This is a genomic window from Microbacterium sp. F1-18, assembly GCF_052921305.1.
This window is the reverse complement of sequence record NZ_JBREVD010000002.1, coordinates 186,923-207,587: the sequence shown is the minus strand read 5'-3', so window position 1 is coordinate 207,587 and position 20,665 is coordinate 186,923. Positions and strand designations below refer to the sequence as shown.

19 protein-coding genes are annotated in these 20,665 nt (G+C 70.4%); 10 read left to right on the top strand and 9 right to left on the bottom strand.

All coding sequences use genetic code 11. From position 1 onward, the window contains the following. Positions 1-124 precede the first annotated feature (124 nt). Positions 125-1,573 carry a DEAD/DEAH box helicase gene (locus ACU6RU_RS05160; protein ID WP_120262517.1) on the top strand — a complete coding sequence of 483 codons (1,449 nt, stop codon included), beginning with the start codon at positions 125-127 and terminating at the stop codon, positions 1,571-1,573. 33 nt (positions 1,574-1,606) lie between these two features. Here the strand turns inward: ACU6RU_RS05160 and ACU6RU_RS05155 are convergent, their stop codons facing one another. Further along, positions 1,607-2,485, bottom strand: a complete 879-nt coding sequence (locus tag ACU6RU_RS05155; RefSeq protein ID WP_120262516.1) for a PHP domain-containing protein — start codon at positions 2,483-2,485, stop codon at positions 1,607-1,609. 58 nt (positions 2,486-2,543) lie between these two features. Here ACU6RU_RS05155 and ACU6RU_RS05150 point away from each other — a divergent pair, with 58 nt between their 5' ends. The 3 genes from ACU6RU_RS05150 to ACU6RU_RS05140 all read left to right on the top strand — a co-directional run bounded on the left by ACU6RU_RS05150 (position 2,544) and on the right by ACU6RU_RS05140 (position 6,817). Further along, on the top strand, positions 2,544-3,563 hold the full coding sequence (locus tag ACU6RU_RS05150; protein WP_289329621.1) for an endonuclease/exonuclease/phosphatase family protein: 1,020 nt from the start codon (positions 2,544-2,546) through the stop codon (positions 3,561-3,563). Positions 3,564-3,602: 39 nt separating this feature from the next. Then, the gene (locus ACU6RU_RS05145; RefSeq protein WP_289329622.1) at positions 3,603-5,033 is read left to right on the top strand and encodes an aminopeptidase P family protein; all 1,431 of its coding nucleotides are present in this window, start codon (positions 3,603-3,605) and stop codon (positions 5,031-5,033) included. Between the two features lie 62 nt (positions 5,034-5,095). After that, positions 5,096-6,817, top strand: a complete 1,722-nt coding sequence (locus tag ACU6RU_RS05140) for a gamma-glutamyltransferase family protein (protein ID WP_446726311.1) — start codon at positions 5,096-5,098, stop codon at positions 6,815-6,817. A gap of 16 nt (positions 6,818-6,833) precedes the next feature. On the opposite strand, the gene ACU6RU_RS05135 is transcribed toward ACU6RU_RS05140, so the two are convergent. Beyond that, the gene (locus ACU6RU_RS05135) at positions 6,834-7,520 is read right to left on the bottom strand and encodes an alpha/beta hydrolase family protein (RefSeq protein ID WP_289329623.1); all 687 of its coding nucleotides are present in this window, start codon (positions 7,518-7,520) and stop codon (positions 6,834-6,836) included. After that, entirely contained in the window at positions 7,517-8,248 is a 732-nt protein-coding gene (locus ACU6RU_RS05130) for a general stress protein (protein WP_446726061.1), read from the bottom strand. Before ACU6RU_RS05130 ends, ACU6RU_RS05135 begins: the two co-directional genes overlap by 4 nt. A 51-nt stretch (positions 8,249-8,299) precedes the next feature. Here ACU6RU_RS05130 and ACU6RU_RS05125 point away from each other — a divergent pair, with 51 nt between their 5' ends. Genes ACU6RU_RS05125 through ACU6RU_RS05115 form a run of 3 tightly spaced genes read left to right on the top strand, consistent with a single transcriptional unit; the run spans position 8,300 to position 11,237 of the window. After that, positions 8,300-9,571, top strand: a complete 1,272-nt coding sequence (locus tag ACU6RU_RS05125; RefSeq protein WP_120262512.1) for a magnesium transporter MgtE N-terminal domain-containing protein — start codon at positions 8,300-8,302, stop codon at positions 9,569-9,571. After that, a complete protein-coding gene (locus tag ACU6RU_RS05120) occupies positions 9,571-10,104 on the top strand; it encodes a DUF1003 domain-containing protein (protein WP_120262511.1) in 534 nt (177 codons plus the stop codon). Before ACU6RU_RS05125 ends, ACU6RU_RS05120 begins: the two co-directional genes overlap by 1 nt. Next, on the top strand, positions 10,101-11,237 hold the full coding sequence (locus tag ACU6RU_RS05115) for an Mrp/NBP35 family ATP-binding protein (RefSeq protein ID WP_446726060.1): 1,137 nt from the start codon (positions 10,101-10,103) through the stop codon (positions 11,235-11,237). Before ACU6RU_RS05120 ends, ACU6RU_RS05115 begins: the two co-directional genes overlap by 4 nt. Here the strand turns inward: ACU6RU_RS05115 and ACU6RU_RS05110 are convergent, their stop codons facing one another. Then, complete coding sequence (locus ACU6RU_RS05110; RefSeq protein WP_120262509.1) at positions 11,238-11,633, bottom strand: Sec-independent protein translocase TatB; 396 nt, start codon at positions 11,631-11,633, stop codon at positions 11,238-11,240. It abuts the gene before it with no gap. A gap of 71 nt (positions 11,634-11,704) precedes the next feature. Between ACU6RU_RS05110 and ACU6RU_RS05105 the strand changes: the two genes are divergently transcribed. Continuing rightward, positions 11,705-12,340 (top strand): O-methyltransferase, encoded by a 636-nt coding sequence (locus tag ACU6RU_RS05105; protein ID WP_120262508.1) that lies wholly within the window; start codon positions 11,705-11,707, stop codon positions 12,338-12,340. 68 nt (positions 12,341-12,408) lie between these two features. On the opposite strand, the gene ACU6RU_RS05100 is transcribed toward ACU6RU_RS05105, so the two are convergent. The 3 genes from ACU6RU_RS05100 to dapE all read right to left on the bottom strand — a co-directional run bounded on the left by ACU6RU_RS05100 (position 12,409) and on the right by dapE (position 14,948). Next, positions 12,409-12,582 carry a DUF3117 domain-containing protein gene (locus ACU6RU_RS05100; protein ID WP_023950528.1) on the bottom strand — a complete coding sequence of 58 codons (174 nt, stop codon included), beginning with the start codon at positions 12,580-12,582 and terminating at the stop codon, positions 12,409-12,411. A 73-nt stretch (positions 12,583-12,655) separates the two neighbouring features. After that, positions 12,656-13,861 carry a hypothetical protein gene (locus ACU6RU_RS05095; protein ID WP_289329626.1) on the bottom strand — a complete coding sequence of 402 codons (1,206 nt, stop codon included), beginning with the start codon at positions 13,859-13,861 and terminating at the stop codon, positions 12,656-12,658. A gap of 10 nt (positions 13,862-13,871) precedes the next feature. Further along, on the bottom strand, positions 13,872-14,948 hold the full coding sequence (dapE, locus tag ACU6RU_RS05090) for a succinyl-diaminopimelate desuccinylase (protein ID WP_289329627.1): 1,077 nt from the start codon (positions 14,946-14,948) through the stop codon (positions 13,872-13,874). Between the two features lie 44 nt (positions 14,949-14,992). On the opposite strand from dapE, the gene dapD reads away from it, so the two are divergent. After that, positions 14,993-15,943, top strand: coding sequence for a 2,3,4,5-tetrahydropyridine-2,6-dicarboxylate N-succinyltransferase (gene dapD / locus ACU6RU_RS05085; RefSeq protein ID WP_446726059.1), 951 nt, complete (start codon positions 14,993-14,995; stop codon positions 15,941-15,943). 29 nt (positions 15,944-15,972) lie between these two features. Here dapD and ACU6RU_RS05080 read toward each other — a convergent pair whose 3' ends face one another. Further along, positions 15,973-17,580, bottom strand: a complete 1,608-nt coding sequence (locus ACU6RU_RS05080; protein WP_446726058.1) for an L-lactate permease — start codon at positions 17,578-17,580, stop codon at positions 15,973-15,975. A 93-nt stretch (positions 17,581-17,673) separates the two neighbouring features. Between ACU6RU_RS05080 and ppk2 the strand changes: the two genes are divergently transcribed. Then, positions 17,674-18,474, top strand: a complete 801-nt coding sequence (gene ppk2, locus ACU6RU_RS05075) for a polyphosphate kinase 2 (protein ID WP_259455161.1) — start codon at positions 17,674-17,676, stop codon at positions 18,472-18,474. Positions 18,475-19,286: 812 nt separating this feature from the next. On the opposite strand, the gene ACU6RU_RS05070 is transcribed toward ppk2, so the two are convergent. Further along, positions 19,287-20,579 (bottom strand): citrate synthase, encoded by a 1,293-nt coding sequence (locus ACU6RU_RS05070; RefSeq protein WP_289329630.1) that lies wholly within the window; start codon positions 20,577-20,579, stop codon positions 19,287-19,289. Positions 20,580-20,665: the final 86 nt, after the last annotated feature.

The window sequence follows — 20,665 nt, the reverse complement described above, 5'->3', positions numbered from 1 at the left end:
AGCCTAGGGTCGCGGTAGGCTGGATGCGCCCCGGCATCGGACCGGGGCCCCGCGCCTGTGGCTGAGTGAAGGGCGTGGACCCACATCACCGGCGGCTTCTCACCGCCAGACAGGCACGTCATCCATGACCACATTCGCTGATCTCGGCGTCGACCAGGACATCGTCGACGCTCTCGCCGAGAAGGGCATCGTCGATGCCTTCCCCATCCAGGAGCAGACGATCCCGCTGGGTCTTCCCGGCCAGGACATCATCGGCCAGGCCAAGACGGGAACCGGTAAGACGTTCGGCTTCGGCATCCCCGTCGTCCAGCGTCTGGGACTCGACCCGGCGCCGGGTGTGAAGGCACTGATCGTCGTCCCGACGCGCGAACTCGCCGTCCAGGTCTTCGAAGACATGGACATGCTCACCCGCAACCGCCCCACGAGCGTCGTCGCGATCTACGGCGGCAAGGCCTACGAGGGGCAGATCGACCAGCTCAAGGCCGGAGCCCAGATCGTCGTCGGCACGCCGGGCCGCCTGATCGACCTCGCGGGCCAGCGACTCCTCGACCTCTCCAACGCGACCGAGGTCGTGCTCGACGAGGCCGACAAGATGCTCGACCTCGGCTTCCTGCCCGACATCGAGAAGATCTTCTCGAAGGTTCCCGCGGTCCGTCACACGCAGCTCTTCTCCGCGACCATGCCGGGACCGATCGTCGCTCTGGCGCGGCGCTTCATGTCGAACCCGATCCACATGCGCGCCAACGACCCCGACGAGGGTCTGACGCAGGCCAACATCAAGCACCTCGTCTACCGCGCGCACTCGCTCGACAAGGACGAGGTCATCGCCCGCATCCTGCAGTCCGAGGGACGCGAGAAGGCCGTCATCTTCACGCGCACCAAGCGTGCCGCCCAGAAGCTCGTCGACGAGCTCGGCGACCGCGGCTTCAACGCCGCCGCCGTCCACGGCGACATGAGCCAGGAGGCGCGCGAGCGCTCGATGGCCGCGTTCAAGGCCGGCAAGAAGGACGTCCTCATCGCCACCGACGTCGCCGCCCGCGGCATCGACGTGAACGACGTCACTCACGTGATCAACCACACCATCCCCGACGACGAGAAGACCTACCTGCACCGCGCGGGCCGCACCGGCCGTGCCGGCAAGACCGGCATCGCGGTGACCTTCGTCGACTGGGAAGACCTGCACAAGTGGGCGCTCATCAACCGCGCGCTCGAGTTCGGTCAGCCCGAGCCCGTCGAGACGTACTCGTCGAGCCCGCACCTCTTCGAAGACCTGAACATCCCCGCCGGCACGAAGGGTCGGCTGCGCAAGCTGCCCACGACGCAGAGCGTGAAGACGGTCCCGGCGGAATCGGCCGAGGGCGAGTCGAAGCGTCCGCGGCGTCGCCGCTCACGCGGCACGGGCGAGGGTGCCGCGGCGTCCGAGAGCGCGACACCCGTCGCCACGGATGCCGGCACGGGCACGCACGACGGCGGTGGTTCCGAGCACCGCGACGGCAAGACCTCGCCTCGGCGTCGCCGCCGTCGCCGTGGCGGCTCGGGATCGGCGGGAGCGACGGCTCCTGCCGCGGGCTGAGCACGGGTCTGATCGCGCACGAACGGCGCTCGTCTATGCGTAGACGGGCGCCGTTCCGCTGCCACGGGCGATGATCCGCTCGACCATCTCGTCGTCGGTGGTGTTCTCGCCGGGCTGGTTCGGCTTGCCGAGACCGTGGTAATCGCTCGACCCGGTCACGATGAGATCGAGGTCGGCGGCGATGGCGCGGAGGGCGCGCTTTCCGTCCACGGTGTTCTCGCGGTGCTCGATCTCGAAGCCGGCGAGGCCGTGGGCTACGAGTTCTCGCAACACGCCGGCCGGCATCATGCGCTCGCGTCCGCTCGGCGACGGATGCGCGAGGATCGGCACTCCCCCGGCGGCCACGACCAGCTCGACGGCGGTGATCGGGTCGGGCGCGTAGTGCGGGGTGAAGTGCCCTTGACTGGGATGCAGGATGCCGGCGAACGCGGCGGCACGATCGGCGGCGAGGCCCCGTGCGACGAGGGCGTCGGCGATGTGCGGTCGTCCTACCGTCGCGCCGGCCCCCGTCTGGGCGAGCACGTCGTCCCACGTCAGGTCGTGGGAGCGCGCGATGCTGCGCACGATCCGTTCGGCGCGCCCGACCCTGTCTTCGCGGATGCGTTCCATCTCGGCTCGCAGTCGGGGATGGTCGGGGTCGAAGAGGTAGGCGAGCAGATGCACGGTCCGCCATTCGTGACGCGCGCTGAGCTCCATGCCCGGGATCAGCGTCATGCCCAGAGAGGCCGTCGCCTCCGCGGCTTCCGCCCAGCCCGCGGTCGTGTCGTGGTCCGTCAGAGCGACCGTCCGCAGTCCGGCTCGGTGCGCCGCCTGCACGACTCCCGCGGGCGGCTCCGTGCCGTCCGAGCGCACGGAGTGCAGATGCAGGTCGCTGGGGCCGTGGAACCCCGGTGCGCGCTCTGCCGTTCCCATCCTCCACAGCGTAGCCGTGCCCGGCGATCGTCCAGGCTCGCTCTCTTAGAGTCGAGGGGTGAAGCGCGTGTTCGGAGCCCTCGTGGTGGCCCTGTTCGCGGCCGCGGCCGTCGTGATCACCTGGCCGGAGCTCCTGCGGCTGGAGCGCGAGTTCCCGTTCGCGCAGCTCGTTGCGCTGCGCCCGCTGCTGATCGGCGGGTTCGTCGCGATCGCCCTCGTCTTCCTGCTCCTCTCGCTCGGACGCCGCATCCGCGCGTTCTGCCTGTGGGTCGCGCTCGTGTCTCTTGTGGCCGCCGCCGGCGGCGCCGGAACGCTCGCCGTGCGCGGGCTGGGGGCCGAGACCCTGCCGCCGAAGACCGACGACAGCATCCGCGTCATGACCTGGAACACCGCCGGCCAGGCGACCGATGCCGAGACCATCGCCGAGACGGCGGTCGCCATGCAGGCGGACATCCTCGCGCTGCCGGAGACGACGATGGACACCGGGCGTGCGGTGGCGGTGGCGATGCGCGAGCGCGGTCGCCCGATGTGGGCCCACGTCGACAGCTACGACGGTCCCGACAGCTGGGACGCGAATTCGACGGCACTGCTGATCTCGCCCGAGCTCGGCGACTACTCGGTCATCGAGTCGGAAGCCGCGGGCACGACGAACACCACGATCGTCCCGAGTGCCGTCGCCATGCCCGTGGACGGCGACGGCCCGGTCGTCGTCGCCGTGCACGCGGTGGCACCGAGACCCGACGAGATGGCGAGCTGGCGCAATGACCTGCAATGGCTCGCCGACCAGTGCGCCACGGATGACGTGATCATGGCCGGCGACTTCAACGCGACGCTCGACCACATGGCGCGTCTCGGCATCGACGACGCCGACTTCGGGCGCTGCCACGACGCCGCCCGGTCCACCGGCAACGGCGGCATCGGCACCTGGCCGACGGACGTCCCCGCTCCCCTGGGCGCACCGATCGATCACATCATGGCGACCCCGTCATGGCAGCCCGAGGGCTCCGTGGTCATCTCGTCGCTCGACGACTCCGGCAGCGATCACCGCCCTCTCGTCGTGCAGTACACGCGGCGCTGATCCGTCCCGGCCGACGGTGGCGGGTGCGAGACTGGATCCATGAGCACGAGCGAGACCACCGGAACCGAAACGCCCGCTAACGCGGCGGCTGCCTCCGACGCCCCCGCCGAGAACACCAACCGGCGTCAGCCGTTCCCGCAGGGCTTCCTCGACACCATCTCGCAGGGGTGGGCCGCGCGCATCGAGACGCCGACGACCGCGCGTGAGGTGGCGCGCTTCGCCGCGGCTCGCCGCGAGCGGCTCTCACGCGAGTTCCGGGGTCGGCGCCTGGTCATTCCGGCGGGTTCGCTCAAGCAGCGCTCGAACGACACCGACTACCCGTTCCGCGCGCATTCCGCGTTCTCGCATCTGACGGGATGGGGCAGCGACGCCGTGCCCGACTCGGTGCTCGTCTTCGAGCCCACCGAAGCCGGGCACGACGTCACGCTCTACCTCCGCGACCGCGCCGACCGGACCACCGCCGAGTTCTACGCCGATGCGGCCGTCGGCGAGTTCTGGATCGGGCCCCGCCCCGCGCTCGACGACGTCGCCGCAGATCTCGGCATCGCGACCGCGCACCTGGCCGACGTCGAGCTGCGCGCGGATGATCTCGTCCTCGACGCCGACGCGGACCTCACGCGGATGGTGTCGGAGCTCCGCCTCACGAAGGATGAGTACGAAGTCGATCAGATGCGGCTCGCGGTCGCCGCGACCGCCCGCGGCTTCGACGACATCGTCGCCGACCTCCCGCGCATCATCGCGACCCCGCGAGGCGAACGCGTCGTCGAAGGCGTCTTCCACCTGCGCGCACGCGCCGACGGCAACGGCGAGGGCTACGACACGATCGCCGCATCGGGACCGCACGCCTGCTACCTGCACTGGACACGCAACGACGGCCCGGTGGTGCCCGGCGACCTGATCCTCATCGATGCCGGCGTCGAGGTGGACAGCCTGTACACCGCCGACATCACGCGCACGATCCCCGTCTCCGGCCGGTTCACCGACATCCAGCGGCGCATCTACGAGACCGTGCGCGAGGCCGCCGACACCGCCTTCGCCGCCGCACGCCCGGGCGTGACGTTCCGCTCGATCCACGAGGCGGCGATGGGTGTGATCGCCGCCCGCGTCGCCGAGTGGGGTCTGCTCCCCGTGACGGCGGACGAGGCTCTCGACGCCGACCGTGGCGGCCAGCATCGCCGATACATGGTGCACGGCACGAGCCATCACCTCGGCATCGACGTCCACGACTGCGCCCAGGCACGCCGCGAGATGTACTACGACGGCGTCCTCGAAGCGGGGATGGTCTTCACGATCGAGCCGGGCCTGTACTTCCAGATCGACGACCTCACGGTGCCCGAGGAGTATCGCGGCATCGGCGTGCGCATCGAGGACGACATCCTCATGACCGAGAGCGGCCCGGTCAACCTCTCGGCCGACATCCCGCGCACCGCGGACGAGGTCGAGGCCTGGATCGCACGCTCCGCCTCGTGACCGCGCGCTTCTCGGCACCGCCGGCTCAGACGACCCGCCCGCTGCTGACCGGGAGCTTCGGGATGGCGGCCGCGACGCACTGGCTCGCGACCGCCACCGCCCAGGCGGTCCTCGAGCGCGGCGGCAACGCCTTCGACGCGGCGGTCGCGGGCGGCTTCGTCCTGCAGGTCGTGGAGCCCCACCTCAACGGCCCCGGCGGCGACCTCGTCGGGCTATTCCACGCCGCCGACGATGCGTCGCCCCGGGTGCTGATGGGACAAGGCCCCGCTCCGCAGCGCGCGACCATCGAACACTTCCGGGCGGAGGGCCTCGACACCGTTCCCGGCGCCGGCGCGCTCGCGGCCGCGGTCCCCGGCGCGGTCGACGCGTGGCTGATGCTGCTGCGCGACTATGGCACGTGGGAGCTCTCCGACATCCTGGCCTACGCGATCGGATATGCCCGTGACGGCCATCCGATCCTCGCTTCGGCCGCGGCGACGATCGAGCGCGTCGCGCAGCTCTTCCGCGACGAATGGCCCTCTTCTGCCGATCTGTGGTTGCCCGGCGGCGTCGCACCCCGGGCCGGCGACCTCGTCCGCAACCCGGCTCTGGCGACGGTCTTCGAGCGTCTCGCCGATGCGGGGCGGAACGCGGCGGACCGTGGCGAGCGCATCGAGGCGGCACGCTCCGAGTGGAAGACGGGACTCGTCGCCCAGGCAACGGCCGCGTTCGTCGCCCGGCCGCATCGCCATTCGACGGGCGGCCAGCACGCCGGAGTGATCGCCGAGGCCGACTTCGCCTCCTTCTCGGCAGGATACGAGGAGCCCCTCACCGCGGTCTTCCGCGGGCGGACGATCGTCAAGGCGGGCGGCTGGACGCAGGGACCGGCGCTGCTGGAGGCCATCGCCCTGCTCGATCCCTTCCCCGACGACCGCCTCGACCCGGCGACGCCGGAGGGCGCCCACACGATCATCGAGGCGCTGAAGCTCGCCCTCGCCGACCGTGATGCCCATTTCGGTGACGACAGCGCGATCGCCGGCATCCTCGATCCCGCGTTCCTGGCCGATCGTCGCGCTCAGCTGCTGCCGGAGGCATCCCGTGAGTGGCGCCCGGGCACCCTGCCGGACCGGGCGCCGCACCGCCCGCCGCTCGTGCGCCCCGACGGCACGAGCATCGCCGGCACGGGCGAGCCGACCGTCGGCCGCGCCGGTGAGACGCGCGGCGACACCTGCCACATCGACGTCGTCGACCGATGGGGCAACATCATCTCGGTGACGCCGTCGGGCGGCTGGCTGCAGTCGTCTCCCACCATTCCGGAGCTCGGGTTCGCCCTCGGCACGCGTCTGCAGATGACCTGGCTGGACGAGACGTCGCCCGCCGCGCTGCGGCCCGGTGCCCGCCCCCGCACGACCCTCTCCCCGACGCTGGTGATGACCGGCGACCGGACGGACATCGCGATGGGAACGCCCGGGGGCGATCAGCAGGACCAATGGCAGCTGCCGATGCTGCTGCGCATGATCGTCGGCGGGTGGGACGCGCAATCGGCGATCGACGCGCCGACTCTGCACACCACGTCGATGATCGACTCGTTCTGGCCCCGCACCTGGACTCCCGCCGGAGTCGTGATGGAGGACCGCCTCGGTGAAAAGGTGGCCGCGGGACTCCGAGCGCGCGGACACGATGTCACGCAGGTCGGACCGTGGGCCCTCGGGCGTCTCTCCGCCGTCGGCATCGACCGTGCGCGCGGGCTGCTCTGGGCCGCGGCGAACCCGCGCGGGATGCAGGGCTACGCGGCGGGCCGGTGACCCCGAACGTCCGCCGTCAGACCTTCAGGCGGCGCAGGGCGCGCGGCATGACCAGCTCCGCCGTGCTCGCACCGACCTCGGCTGCGTCGCGTTTGCGCCCCGCGATCTCGAATGAGTGACGGGCGCCCTCGATCCAGACCAGCTCGGCGTCGGCGCACGTCGCCACGACCGCCTCGAGATCGGCGAGCGGCTCGACGAACGGGTCGCGGGTACCCGACACGAACAGCTGCGGCGCCGCGATAGCGGGAAGGTGCTCCGCGCGGGGGCGGTCGGGTCTGCCGGGCGCGTGGAGGGGATAGCCGAGGTAGATCAGCATCGCCGGATCGATCGCTCCGACGGAGGCTGCCATCGACGCCATCCGGCCGCCGTACGACTTGCCTACAGCAACGATCGGCACACCGGGGCGGGCGTCGGCGACCGCCCGGTGGACAGCCGTCCACGACGCGATGGCGTCGCCTGCAGCACCGGGAAGCCGGCGACCCGCCACGACGTAGGGGAACGGGAAGCGGACGACCTCGAGCCCGGCCGCCGCGCCCGCGCGGGCGAAGCCGTACAGGAACGGGTGATCCGGCCCGGCACCGGCGCCGTGCGCGAGGATCATCACCGCGCGGGGACGGACCGCGCCCGCTCGTGCAGCGCCGTCGTGCCGGAGTGATAGGTCGATGGTCCCGGCCGCGACGTCGACCGGAACCGCGTCGATCATCGCTGCGGTTCGGTCGCCGGGGGTTCGGGCGTGCCCGGAGTCGAGGGTCCGGGGGCCTCGCCGCCGGGCACCGGACCCACGGCGGGCGGCAGCGGCGCATCGGACGGCGCGGATGCGGGCGAGCCCGACGGCGGCGCTGCTGGGCTGCCCTCCGGCACCGCCGGCCCGGGAGCGGGCCGGTCGCCCGACGGGGCCGGCGCGGGGTCGATGCGCTCACCGTAGCGGGGCGGACCGTCCGGCACCGGCACGGCGGGCGTCGCAGGGCGCGCCGCGGAGACGTTGAGCGCGCCCCGGGCGCGATGGATGCTGTTCGCCTGGACCGTGACCTCGTAGTGGTCGGCGACGACCTGAGTCACCGAGGCGAAGTCGCGCCGCCGACGGACGAGGGCGAACATCACGAGGCTCATCATCATGCCGATGGCGACGCCCACGAGCATCACCCCGAGGAAGAGCTGGATGGCGGCATCCGGTGTTCCGAAGACGAAGATGAGCGAGAAGATCAACCCGAGGAGGATGCCGTTGATCGCCCCGGTGCGCGCCGCGGTGGCGTAGCCGAGGCGGCCCGTCACGGTCTCGACCGACCGCAGGCCATAGCCGACGATCGCGATCTCACGCGCCGGGATGTCGGCCGAGATGAGGGTCGACACCGCCTTCTGCGCGGCCTCGTACGAGGCGTACTCGGCGACCTTCTCACCCGTGATCGCGGGCGTCCCGCCCATCATGCTCATTCCGTCATTGTGTCACGGGCCACCTTTGCGGTCGCCGACTACGCTGGAGCGGTGAGTACGCAGAGGGTTTTCGTCGCGCGCCTGGTCGGGTGCGTCGTGTTCGATCCCGCAGGCGACCGTCTGGGCAAGGTCCGCGATGTCGTCGTCATCTTCCGCAAATCGGACCCTCCGCGCGTCATCGGCCTCGTCGTCGAGATCCCGGGCAGGCGCCATGTCTTCCTCTCCATCGGACGCGTGACCTCGATCGCGACCGGACAGGTGATCACGACCGGCCTCATCAACGTCCGGCGGTTCCAGCAGCGCGGCGGCGAGGTGCGGGTCATGGCCGAGCTCCTCGGCCGCAAGGTCTACCTCCGTGACGGATCCGGCGGTGCGGTCATCGAGGACGTCGCGATCGAGCGGAACCGGCTCGGCGATTGGGACATCGGGCAGCTCTTCCTGCGTCGCCCGAAGACGAGCGCGTCGCCGTTCGCCAAAGGTCCGACGACCTTCGCCTCCTGGGGCGACGTCCGCGAGGACCAGTCGTCGGGCGCCGCGCAGTCGGCCGAGCAGCTGGTCGCGACCTACTCGGAGCTCAAACCAGCCGACCTCGCCAACACGCTGCTCGACCTTCCGGAGGAACGACTGCTCGAGGTCGCCGAGGAGCTCCCCGACGAGCGGCTCGCCGACGCCCTCGAGGAGATGCCCGAAGACGAGCAGGTGCACATCCTCGAACGGCTCGGCGACGAGCGCGCCGCCGACATCCTCGACGCCATGGAGCCCGACGACGCCGCAGACCTCCTCGGTCAGCTGCCGGAAGGCCGTATCGAGCAACTCCTCGACCTCATGGAGCCCGAAGAGGCGGAGGACGTCCGTGCCCTGCTGGAGTACGGCCCCGACACGGCGGGCGGTCTCATGACGAGCGATCCGATCGTCCTGTCCGCCGAGGCGACGGTTGCCGAGGCACTGGCCCTGATCCGCCGGCACGAGCTGCATCCGGCACTGGCGGCATCCGTCTTCGTGACGCTTCCGCCTTACGAGACACCGACCGGTCGCCTCCTCGGGACGGTGCACTTCCAGCGGATGCTGCGCTACCCCCCGCACGAGAGGCTCGGCGCCATCATCGACGACACGGTCGACCCGGTCGCCGCGTCGTCGTCGGCGGCCGAGGTTGCGCGCATGCTCGCCAGCTACAACCTCGTCTCGGTGCCGGTCGTCGACCAAGCCCGCCGGCTCGTCGGCGTCGTGAGCGTCGACGACGTGCTCGATCACCTGCTCCCCGACGACTGGCGGTCGCAGGACGTCGAGCCGCAGGATGCCGCAGCGATGCGGGGGCGCCGCTGATGCCCCGCTCGTCGAAGACCCCGTCGCTCGAAGCGCCCCGCGGGCGTCGCAGCGGTGTGACCGGCGTCCTGGGCCAGCGCACGTCGCAGCCGTCGCGAGACCGCTTCGGACGCTTCACGGAGTGGATCGCCCGAGCCATGGGAACGCCGGGCTTCCTCGTCGGGCTATCGCTCTTCTGCGCCGCGTGGCTCGCCTGGAACACGCTCATGCCCGTCGAGCTTCGATTCGACTCGGCGGCGAACGGCTTCACGGCGCTGACCCTGATGCTCTCGTTGCAGGCCTCATACGCAGCGCCACTGATCCTGCTCGCGCAGAACCGTCAGGACGACCGCGACCGCGTGCAGATCGAACAGGACCGCCAGCGCGCCGAGCGCAACCTCGCCGACACCGAGTACCTCGCTCGCGAGGTCGTCGCTCTGCGCATGGCGATCTCCGACCTCACCGACGGGCTCGTCACGAAGGAGACTCTGCGTGCCGAGCTCCGGACGGCACTGGACCGCCTCGAGTCCGACGAGCGACCGGACGCACGATGAGCGCGGACGCCGTCCGCGCGGCCGTCGCCGCCGTGCGCGACCCCGAACTGCGCAAGCCCCTGGGCGAGCTCGACATGGTCCGCGACATCGCCGTCGAGGGCGGGCATGCCCGTGTCGGCATCGCCCTGACGATCGTCGGGTGTCCCGCCGCGGACCGCATCGAGCGCGATGTGCGCGAGGCCGCCCTGTCCGCAGCCGGCATCGACACGGTGTCGGTCGACGTGGGTGTCATGACGCCGGCTGAGCGTGCGGCCCTGACGGAGCGTCTGCGCGGCGGCAGGACGGCCCGCGAGAACCCCTTCGGCCCCGATTCGCTCACGCGCGTCATCGCGATCACGAGCGGCAAGGGCGGCGTCGGCAAGTCGACGCTCACCGCGAACCTCGCCGTCGCCCTCACCCAGCGAGGTCTCGCCGTCGGGCTCATCGACGCCGACGTGCACGGCTTCTCCATCCCCGCGCTGCTCGGTCTCGTCGACACCGACGGTCTGCCGCCGCAGCCGACGCGTATCGACGGACTCATGGTCCCGCCCATCGCCCACGACGTCCGGACGATCTCGATCGGCATGTTCCTGCCGCGCGATCAGAAGGCCCCCGGTGCGGTCGCGTGGCGTGGTCCGATGCTGCACCGCACCGTCTCGCAGTTCCTCACCGACGTGTACTTCGGCGACATCGACGTGCTCCTCATCGATATGCCTCCCGGCACCGGCGACGTGGCCATCAGCGTCGGGCAGCTGCTCCCCCACGCCGAGGTCGTGGTCGTCACGACCCCGCAGTCGGCAGCAGCCGACGTCGCCGTCCGCAGCGGCTTGGTGGCCCGGCAGACCGGCCAACGCGTGATCGGGGTGATCGAGAACATGTCGGCCATGACGCTGCCCGACGGCACATCGCTCGACCTCTTCGGCAGTGGCGGCGGCACCCGTGTGGCTGAGGCGCTGTCGGCGGACCAGCCGGTGCCGCTGCTCGGCTCCGTACCTCTCAGTCCGGTCCTGCGCAGCGATGCCGACGGCGGAGTGCCGGTCGTCGTCGCGCATCCCGACGACCCGTCCGCGGCCGCCATCACGAGCATCGCGGCGAGCATCGCGCGCGGAGGACGCGAGCTGAGCGGTCGTCCCTTGCCCCTGCGGGTCGGCTGATCAGGTCGCTTCGTCGTCGAAGGGCACCGCGGCGCCCCGTTCGAAGCGCTTCGCCGCCTCGCCTGCGGCATCCATCCCCACGGCGGTCGCGGTGCTGATGGCGGCTCCGGCTGCGGCGGCCCGCACCGTGGGCACGGGCGCGTCTTCGAGCAGGGCATCGCGGATGATGCGCCGCGGGTCGTACTGGCGCGGGTCGAGCTTGCGCCACTCGACGTCGGAGAAGTCTTCGCCCATCTCGTCCTTGACGCGGTCCTTCGCGCCGTTGACCCAGTCGCGGGCCCGCACCGTGAACCGCGCGAGCATCTCCGCGAGCTGCGGAAGGCGCTCGGGTCCGAGGAGCAGGACAGCGGCGACCCCGATGAGGATGAGCTTGTCCCCGTCTAGGCCGAAGAACATGACCCCAGATTACCCGTGCGCCTCAGCGGCCGGAGCCATCTGCACACCTACGCTGGAACCAGGAGGAATGCATGGGTGATCAGGAAGCGATCCGCAGGTTCGCGATGGAGGCGACGGTGGAGCCGGAGCACATCGCTCGCGCGCGCGCACACGCCCTCGAGATCGGCGCCGCCCCGATCAGCCCTCCGGTGGGTGCGCAGTGCGCTGTCCTCGCCGCGGCGACGGGCGCGCTGAACATCGTGGAGATCGGCACGGGCGGCGGCGTGTCGGCGCTGTGGCTGCTGCACGGGTCGCCGCGCGCGACTCTGACCACGATCGACATCGAGCCGGAGCACCTCGCCGTCGCCCGGCAGTCGTTCACCGAGGCGAGAGTCCCCCCTGCTCGCGCACGCTTCATCACCGGCCGCGCCGCCGACGTGCTCCCCCGCATGAACGAGGCGTCGTACGACATCGTCCTCGTCGACGCGGATGCAGACGGCGTCATCGAGTACGTCGAGCACGGGCTCCGGCTCGTGCGCCCGGGCGGAATGGTCCTCGTCCCGCGTGTGCTGGCCGGTGGCTCCGTCGCCGACCCCGTGCGACGCGACGAGATCACCCGCGCCTACCGCTCTCTCATCCACGAGACCCAGTCGTCACCCGCCGTCCTCGGCGCCCTCTCGATCGTGGGCGAAGGACTGCTGCAGCTCACGACGGTGTCCGCCCCCTGACCGCACTCTCTGCGCTCACGCGAAACGGCCGGCCCCAGGGGGACCGGCCGTTTCGCGTGGCATCGTCGTCAGGCGGCGCCGACGACTCCGCTCAGCACGCTGTGGAGTTCCTTGGCCTCTTCATCATTGACCGAGACGACCAGACGCCCTCCGCCTTCGAGGGGGACACGCACGATGATCAGGCGCCCCTCCTTCACGGCCTCCATCGGTCCGTCTCCGGTTCGCGGCTTCATGGCTGCCATCGCGGCTCCCTTTCGTCATGAGGACTACCTGAAGAGTTTATCGTGCAGCGCAGGCAGGGCGCGGACACGCGCCTCAGGGAATCTGAGCGAAGGTGCTCCCGAGCGCATACATCGTGTAGATCCACCACCATTGCGCCGCGATCCCGAGGAGCAGCACCCCGATCCGCCACCAGCGTGCGCGCGGCACGGCGACGGCTCCCCAGAGCGGAGACAGGGGTACGAGCAGACGGAAGGTGCTCGACTGCGGGAAGAACACCGCAAGCAGATAGAGCAGGTACGCGCCGGACCAGAGGCGGATCGGCACACCCAGCCGCTTCACTCGGCGGTCGGCGACGATGAGCGCAGTCGCGAGGACGACGATCGTCGTGAGCCCGGCCAGGCACGCCCAGGCGGGGACGCCCCATATGCCCGCCCACAGGACGGCTGCCTGTACCGTGCCGTCGAAGGGCATGAAGCCGCCGTGATCTCCGACCCACGATCGTCGCCACGCGAGCTCGGTCTGCAGGTACGCCCCTGCCTCTCCTGTCACGACGCCGGTGATGACGGGCCATGCGAAGCCGTACACGGCGGCCAGCAGCCCGTTCGCCACGATGTGGACGACCTCGCGCGGCGGCAGCTCATCGCCGGCACGCCGCGACCAACGCCAGATACCGTACAGGGCGAGCATGAGCGAGAAGGCGAGCACGCCCGGCCTCGTGAAGGCCATGAGCGGGATCCAGAGATACAGCAGCCACCACCGGCGGCGCTCGACGGCGAGCAGGGCGAGCAATAGCCAGAGCTGGAAGAGCGACTCGGCGTAGCCGAGCTGGAAGAGGGCCGCCATGGGTCCCGCGAAGCTGAAGAAGGCGACCGCCCACATGGCCGCCGACCGGCCGATCCGTCGCCGCAACAGGGCGAACAGGACGAGGCACGCGAGATACCCCGCCACCGCCGACACCAGCGGCGCGGCGACCGGGAACCCGCCGACGATCCAGCCCACGGTGCCCGTGACCAGCGGGTACACCGGCATGAACGCCCACGCGTTCTGGGCGACGTTACCCGCGGCGTCGAGCGGCAGTTCAGTGGGATACCCGCTGAACGCGATGAGCCAGTACCACTGGGCGTCCCAGCCCATCGTCAGCGTGCCGAGCGTCGCATCCGCTCCGAACCGCGATTGTGGACCGCTCAGCTCGGCCGCCCCGAGGAGGAAGGCGGTGGTCACGGCCCGCGAGGCGAGATAGACCAACGCGATCGCGGCAGCGGCGGGCAGCGCGATCGCGGCGCGGCGCAGCGATCTCATGCTCGAGGCGTCACCGCCGGGTGAGCCAGGTGCGCAGGCCGCGCTCGACGGCATCGATCTGCGCGAGCGGCACCCGCTCCTGGTCGTGGTGCGCGAGCGAGGGATCGCCGGGGCCGTAGTTGACCGCCGGCACCCCGAGCGCCGAGAAGCGCGCGACATCGGTCCAGCCGTACTTGGGACGGGGCTCCGCACCCACGGCCGCGACGAACTCTTGCGCGAGGGGCGCGTCGAGCCCGGGCCGTGCCCCTCCCGCGAGGTCGACCACCTCGACGTCGAATCCGGCGAAGAAGTCGCGGATGATCTCCACCGCCTGGTCAGGGGTGCGGCTCGGCGCGAAACGGTAATTGACCTCGACCTCGCACAGGTCGGGGATGACGTTGCCGGCGATGCCGCCCGAGATCCGCACGGCGTTCAACCCCTCGCGGTAGACGAGACCTTCGACCTCGACGTCCTCCGGGGTGTGGTCGGCCAGACGTTGCAGGATGGGTGCCGCGTGGTGGATCGCATTGTCGCCGATCCACGCCCGGGCACTGTGGGAACGCACGCCGCGCGTCCGTACGACGGCCCGCAGGTTGCCGTTGCATCCCCCCTCGACCTGGCCGTTGGAGGGCTCTCCGAGGATGGCGAAGTCGCCGGCGAACACGTCGGGCCGGTTCGCCGCCAGGCGTGTCAGGCCGTTCAGCTCAGCCGCGACCTCCTCGTGGTCGTACCACATCCACGTGATGTCGACGCGCGGCTCGACGAGTTCGGCGGCGAGCTTCAGCTGCACCGCGACGCCTGCCTTCATGTCGACGGTCCCTCTCCCCCACAGGAACGGCTCCCCCTCGTCGACGATCTCGCGCACGGGGAGGTTGTCGTTGATCGGCACCGTGTCGATGTGGCCCGCGATGACGACGCGCTGCGCGCGGCCGAGCTGCGTCCGAGCCACGATCGTGTCGCCGTCGCGGAAGACCTCGAGGTGCTCCAAGGGCGACACCGCTGCGAAGATCGCGTCGGCGAGGGTGGTCTCGTCATCCGACACGCTCGGGATGTCGCAGACGGCCCGGGTCAGATCGGCGCTGGAGACGGTCAGATCGAGCTCAGGCATGCCGCCGATTCTATCGGCGACCGCCGCACCGATAATCTGGGGGCATGAGCGAACGGTGGGCATGGGGCGTAGGACTCGCGACCTCGAGCAGCGACGGCACGACACTCGACACCTGGTTCCCGGAACCCGCGCTCGGCACGCCCGCGGCCGCCGAATCCGCAGCCGCCATGGTCACCTGGGCCCCGCTGGCCGCAGACGACGAGCGCCGCGGCGTGACGGTCGAGGCTGTCACCGTCTCCGTCGACCTCGATGCGGCGCCCGCCTCGACCCCCGACGCCTACCTGCGTCTACACGTCATCTCGCACCGCCTCGCCGCGCCGAACACGGTCAACCTCGACGGCATCTTCGGGCACCTGCCCATCGTCGCGTGGACCACCGCCGGACCGATGCACCCCGACGAGGCGACGCGCCGCCGTCCGCTGCTGCAGCGCGACGGCATCCAGGTGCACAGCCTCGACAAGTTCCCGCGTCTGCTCGACTACGTCACCCCTCCCGGGGTGCGTATCGCCGATGCATCTCGCGTGCGCCTCGGCGCCCACCTGGCTCCGGGAACCACCGTGATGCACGAGGGGTTCGTCAACTTCAACGCCGGCACCCTCGGCGCCTCGATGGTCGAAGGGCGCATCTCGCAGGGCGTGGTCGTCGGCGACGGCAGCGACATCGGCGGCGGCGCGTCGATCATGGGCACGCTCTCCGGGGGCGGCAGCCACCGCGTGTCGATCGGACGCCGCACACTTCTCGGCGCGAACGCGGGCATCGGGATCTCGCTCGGCGACGACTGCGTCGTCGAGGCCGGGCTCTACGTCACCGCGGGTTCGAAGATCGTGCTCGCCGACGAGCCGGTCACGGCGTCGGGTGAGCGCCCGAGTGTCAAGGGTGCCGACCTCTCCGGCCGAGACGGCATCCTCTTCCGCCGCAACTCGCTCACGGGCGCCATCGAAGCCGTGCGCCGAGCCGGTGTCGGCGTCACCCTCAACGAGGCCCTGCACGCCTGATCGCCCGACTGCCCGGCACGCGCCGCGGCTCAGACCAGCAGCACGGACAGCAGCCCGCCCCACAGGCAGACGACGGCGAGCATTCCGAGGCTGTACCAGAGCGACGCCCGGAGGATCTCGGATTCGCGCCCGGCAAGACCGACGGCGCCGGCGGCGATCGCGATCGACTGCGGTGAGATGACCTTCGCCGCGGTACCGCCCGCGGTGTTCGCCGCGACCAGCAGCGCCGGGTCGACCGCGATCTGCTCGGCCGTGGCCACCTGGAGCGGTGCGAACAGGGTGTTGTTGTTGACGACCGAACCCGTCAGGAACACCCCGATCCAGCCGATGATGGGTGCGAGCAGCGGGAAGAGGGGCCCGACCGCGGCCAGCGCCGTCCCCATCGAGGCCGAGCCTCCGGAGTAGTTGGCGATGTTCGCGAGGGCGAGGATGATCGCGATGAGCAGCAGTGCGCGCCACAGTCCCCGCACCGTCTCTGCCAGCGTCCAGACGAGGTCGCTCGCGCGCAGACGGGGCGTCGTGAGGAACGACACGATCACCGCCAGCAGAATGGCTGTCCCGGTCGCGTTGAGCGGCGTGAAACTCCATGCCGCTGTGACGACATCGCCGGCAGGCGTCTGCACGCTGCCGGTGAGCCCGGGCATCGGAACCGACACGACGAGGGCCGACAAGGGGCCGCCCGCGGCGAAGAGGTTCTTGAACACCGGCAGGCTCCACACCAGGATGACGGCGGTCAGGATGTAGAACGGACTCCACGCCGTCACCACCTCGCGCAGGCCCGCGTGGTGGGGCTCGGGCTCGGGCGCGTCGGCTTCGCGATGGACGCGACGAGGTTGCCACACCCGTCCGAGGAGGAAGAGAGCGACCATCGCCGCGAGTCCCGCGCCGAGGTCCGCCAGCTCGGGCCCGAGGAACCAGAGCACGCCCGCCTGCACGCCGCAGAAGACGATCGTCACCAGCACGGTAGCGGGCCAGGTCTCTCGCAACCCGCGAAGGCCGTCGAGGATGATCACGAGCAGGAATGGGATGAGCAGCGTGAGCGGCTGGAGGATGAGCACCATCGCGCGGGAGAGCTCCTGCACCTCGAGACCGCTGACCTGGGCGCCGACGATGACGGGGATGCCGATGGCGCCGTACGCACCGGCGGCCGCGTTCGCGACCAGCGAGATCATCGCCGCACGCAGCGGGCGGAACCCGAGCTGCACCAGGAGAGCGGCGCAGATAGCGATCGGCACGCCGAAGCCGGCCGCGCCTTCGAGGAAGGCGCCGAACGAGAAGCTGATGAGCAGCACCTGGATGCGCTGGTCCGTCGAGATCCCGCCGATCGAGGATCGGATGACGTCGAATCGCCCGCTGGCGACGGCGAGCTTGTAGAGCCAGACCGCCATGACGATGATGTACGCGATCGGCCAGATCGCGGTGAGCAGACCGAGCAGGCCCGCGCCTCCGACCGCGGTGAGCGGCATCCCGAATCCGAGTACGGCGACGAGCAGCTGCGCGACCAGGGCGATGACACCGGCGAGGATGCCGCTGAGGCGGAGACCCACGAGCGCGACGAGGAACACGACGATCGGGATCGCGGCGACCAGTGCCGACAGGGCGAGTGAGCCGAGCGGATCCGTCGTCTGCAACCACATACGTCGCTCCCCTGCTCGTCCGTCGCGGCCCACCCTAGACCGGGCCGGAGGCGCGCGCGAGGGGGGCGTATGCTCGCGTCAGGAGGTAGCCCGATGTCGGATCGATTGCCCAAGAAGGTCTACGAAACCGAGCTTCGACGACTCCAGGCGCAGCTCGTCGACATGCAGGCCTGGGTACAGGCCACCGGCGCGCGCATCGTCGTGATCTTCGAGGGACGCGATGCCGCGGGCAAGGGCTCGACGATCAAACGTGTCACCGAATACCTCAACCCTCGGGTCGCGCGCATCGTCGCCCTCCCCGCGCCCACCGAGCGCGAACGGACGCAGTGGTACTTCCAGCGCTACGTCGCGCATCTGCCCGCCGCGGGCGAGATCGTCCTCATGGACCGGTCGTGGTACAACCGCGCCGGGGTCGAGCGCGTCATGGGCTACTGCACGAACGAGGAGTATCACCGGTTCCTGCACCAGGCGCCGATCTTCGAGCGGATGCTCGTCGAAGACGGCATCCTGCTGCTGAAGTACTGGTTCAGCGTGTCGGACGTCGAGCAGGAGAAGCGGTTCCGCTCGCGCAACGAGGATCCGATGCGGCGCTGGAAGCTCTCCCCCAACGACGTGCTGTCGATCACGAAGTGGGAGGACTACTCGCGCGCGAAGGACACGATGTTCGTCCACACCGACATCCCCGAGGCGCGGTGGCACGAGGTCGACAACGAAGACAAACGGCGCGGACGGATCAACATGATCCACCACCTTCTCGCGCAGATTCCCTACGAGGTCGTCGAGAGGCCCGAGATCGAGATCCCGCCGCGTCCGCCGTCCGGCGGTTACGAGCGGCCCCCGCAACAGCTCGACGGCTACGTCCCCGATTACGCGGCGACCCTGCTCGAGCACTGACACGATAGGCGCGCGGCCCTCGAGAGGGAGGAGCCGTGCCGTCGGCAGGCTCACCCGCGTCCCTCGCCCCCGCCGAGCGCGATTGCGGCTGGCCAGCCTGTCGACGGGACGGCATCGTCACAGACGGCCGACGTGCGGCATCGCACCTCAGCAGCCTCGGTGCTGAGGCACACTCGGGTGACCGTTCGGCCGACGGGCGCGATAGTCCGTGCCGCCGACAGGATGACGCTCGCTGGCCGTCGCTGCGGGGCTGGCATCCGGACGATCAACCTGTCCACGGGCGGGACGGGACAGGAGGGGATCGAGCCGCGCGGCAGCACCGGAGGGGCGCGACCGGTCCTGCCGAGCGCGGCCCGGATATCAGTGGCCGGCGCCGGACGATCAGGAGCCGGCGCGGGGGGCAGGCGTCCCGCCGGGCCCGAGGCGTGCTGTTCCGGCGATGCGGCGGTGGCCGGAAGCCCCACCAACAGGCTGGGTCCCGCCGGCAGGCTGAATCCCGCCGGCAGGCTGAAGTGACGATAAGGCCGTCCGGCGCGCTCAGCGACGGCATCAAGCCTGTCAACGGCACGCGGACGCGGAGACAAGACCCCCGCGGGCACGAGACCACGGGCCCCGCGCCTCAAACCCGACAGGGCGCGACAGCGGGCGCGGAACGCAGAACCCCAACGGTACGCGGCCCGTCGGCCCAGAGCTCCGCGGGGAGTGAGGCGCCTGTCTGCGAGTCGGCGAGGCAGATGAGCTCTCAGGTGCGCCGGGGTGCTCGAAGCGGGGCGCGAGACCGGCGAGCCGATCAGCCGAGGTCGGCCGACCGATCAGGAGGTGGGGTAGTCCCGTTCCGCCGAGCCGACGTACAGCTGCTGCGGACGCCCGATCTTGGTCTGCGGGTCGTTCTGCATCTCTCGCCAGTGAGCGAGCCAGCCGGGCAGACGGCCGATCGCGAACAGCGGGGTGAACATGCGGGTCGGGAAACCCATCGCCTTGTAGATGACGCCCGTGTAGAAGTCGACGTTCGGGTACAGACGGCGCTCGCGGAAGTAGTCGTCGCTCAGGGCGATCTCCTCGAGCTCCTTCGCGAGGTCGAGCAGCGGATCGACGACGCCGAGCTCGTTGAGCACCTCGTCGGCCGACTCCTTGACGAGCTTCGCGCGCGGGTCGTAGTTCTTGTAGACGCGGTGACCGAAGCCCATGAGCTTGACCCCGTCTTCCTTGTTCTTCACGCGGGCTACGAACCGCTCGACGCTCTCGCCCGAATCACGGATGCGGGCGAGCATGTCGAGCACGGCCTCGTTCGCGCCGCCGTGCAGCGGGCCGTAGAGGGCATTGATCCCCGCGGAGATCGACGAGAACTGGTTCGCGCCGGTCGAACCGACCAAGCGCACCGTCGAGGTCGACGCGTTCTGCTCGTGGTCCTCATGCAGGATGAGCAGACGCTCGAGCGCCCGCGAGACGACGGGGTTGACCTCGTAGTCCTCGGCCATCACACCGAAGTTCAGGCGCAGGAAGTTGTCGACGAAGCTCAGCGAGTTGTCGGGATACAGGAAGGCCTGGCCGACGCTCTTCTTGTGGGCGTATGCGGCGATGACCGGCAGCTTCGCCAGGAGCCGAACCGTGTTGAGCTCGACGTGCTCCGGGTTGTTCGGGTCGGACTGGTCCTCGTAGTACGTCGACAGTGCCGCCGTAGCGGCGGAGAGCACCGACATCGGGTGCGCCGTGTGCGGGAGCGACGAGAAGAAGCGCTTCAGGTCTTCGTGCAGCAGCGTGTGGCGACGGATGCGGTCGTCGAAGTCGGCGAGCTCGTCGGCCGTCGGAAGGTCGCCGTACAGCAGCAGCCACGCCACCTCGAGGTAGGTCGAGTGCTTGGCGATCTGCTCGATCGGGTAGCCGCGGTAGCGCAGGATGCCCTGATCGCCGTCGATGTAGGTGATCGCCGAGCGTGTCGCGGCGGTGTTGACGAAACCGTAGTCGAGGCTCGTGTGGCCCGTCTGCTTTGTGAACGTCGAGAAGTCGACGCTCGGAACTCCGTCGGTTCCGTGCAGCACCGGCAATTCGGCGGTGCGGTCACCGATGGTGACGGTGGCCTTCTGCGGGGTGCCCGTGTCGTTCACGAAGCCTCCTTGCGATCGTCCGGTGCGGTCATTACAGCCTATCGGGCGCACGGGCCTACTCCGTACGGCGTCAAAGGATCAGCGGA

What these genes read in the sequence shown, in the direction of transcription:
- ACU6RU_RS05160 (WP_120262517.1), top strand. Translation starts at nt 125, where the DNA reads ATGACCACATTCGCTGATCTCGGCGTCGACCAGGACATCGTCGACGCT.
- ACU6RU_RS05155 (WP_120262516.1), bottom strand. Translation starts at nt 2,485, where the DNA reads ATGGGAACGGCAGAGCGCGCACCGGGGTTCCACGGCCCCAGCGACCTG.
- ACU6RU_RS05145 (WP_289329622.1), top strand. Translation starts at nt 3,603, where the DNA reads ATGAGCACGAGCGAGACCACCGGAACCGAAACGCCCGCTAACGCGGCG.
- ACU6RU_RS05140 (WP_446726311.1), top strand. Translation starts at nt 5,096, where the DNA reads ATGGCGGCCGCGACGCACTGGCTCGCGACCGCCACCGCCCAGGCGGTC.
- ACU6RU_RS05135 (WP_289329623.1), bottom strand. Translation starts at nt 7,520, where the DNA reads ATGATCGACGCGGTTCCGGTCGACGTCGCGGCCGGGACCATCGACCTA.
- ACU6RU_RS05130 (WP_446726061.1), bottom strand. Translation starts at nt 8,248, where the DNA reads ATGAGCATGATGGGCGGGACGCCCGCGATCACGGGTGAGAAGGTCGCC.
- ACU6RU_RS05120 (WP_120262511.1), top strand. Translation starts at nt 9,571, where the DNA reads ATGCCCCGCTCGTCGAAGACCCCGTCGCTCGAAGCGCCCCGCGGGCGT.
- ACU6RU_RS05115 (WP_446726060.1), top strand. Translation starts at nt 10,101, where the DNA reads ATGAGCGCGGACGCCGTCCGCGCGGCCGTCGCCGCCGTGCGCGACCCC.
- ACU6RU_RS05110 (WP_120262509.1), bottom strand. Translation starts at nt 11,633, where the DNA reads ATGTTCTTCGGCCTAGACGGGGACAAGCTCATCCTCATCGGGGTCGCC.
- ACU6RU_RS05105 (WP_120262508.1), top strand. Translation starts at nt 11,705, where the DNA reads ATGGGTGATCAGGAAGCGATCCGCAGGTTCGCGATGGAGGCGACGGTG.
- ACU6RU_RS05100 (WP_023950528.1), bottom strand. Translation starts at nt 12,582, where the DNA reads ATGGCAGCCATGAAGCCGCGAACCGGAGACGGACCGATGGAGGCCGTG.
- ACU6RU_RS05095 (WP_289329626.1), bottom strand. Translation starts at nt 13,861, where the DNA reads ATGAGATCGCTGCGCCGCGCCGCGATCGCGCTGCCCGCCGCTGCCGCG.
- dapE (WP_289329627.1), bottom strand. Translation starts at nt 14,948, where the DNA reads ATGCCTGAGCTCGATCTGACCGTCTCCAGCGCCGATCTGACCCGGGCC.
- dapD (WP_446726059.1), top strand. Translation starts at nt 14,993, where the DNA reads ATGAGCGAACGGTGGGCATGGGGCGTAGGACTCGCGACCTCGAGCAGC.
- ACU6RU_RS05080 (WP_446726058.1), bottom strand. Translation starts at nt 17,580, where the DNA reads ATGTGGTTGCAGACGACGGATCCGCTCGGCTCACTCGCCCTGTCGGCA.
- ppk2 (WP_259455161.1), top strand. Translation starts at nt 17,674, where the DNA reads ATGTCGGATCGATTGCCCAAGAAGGTCTACGAAACCGAGCTTCGACGA.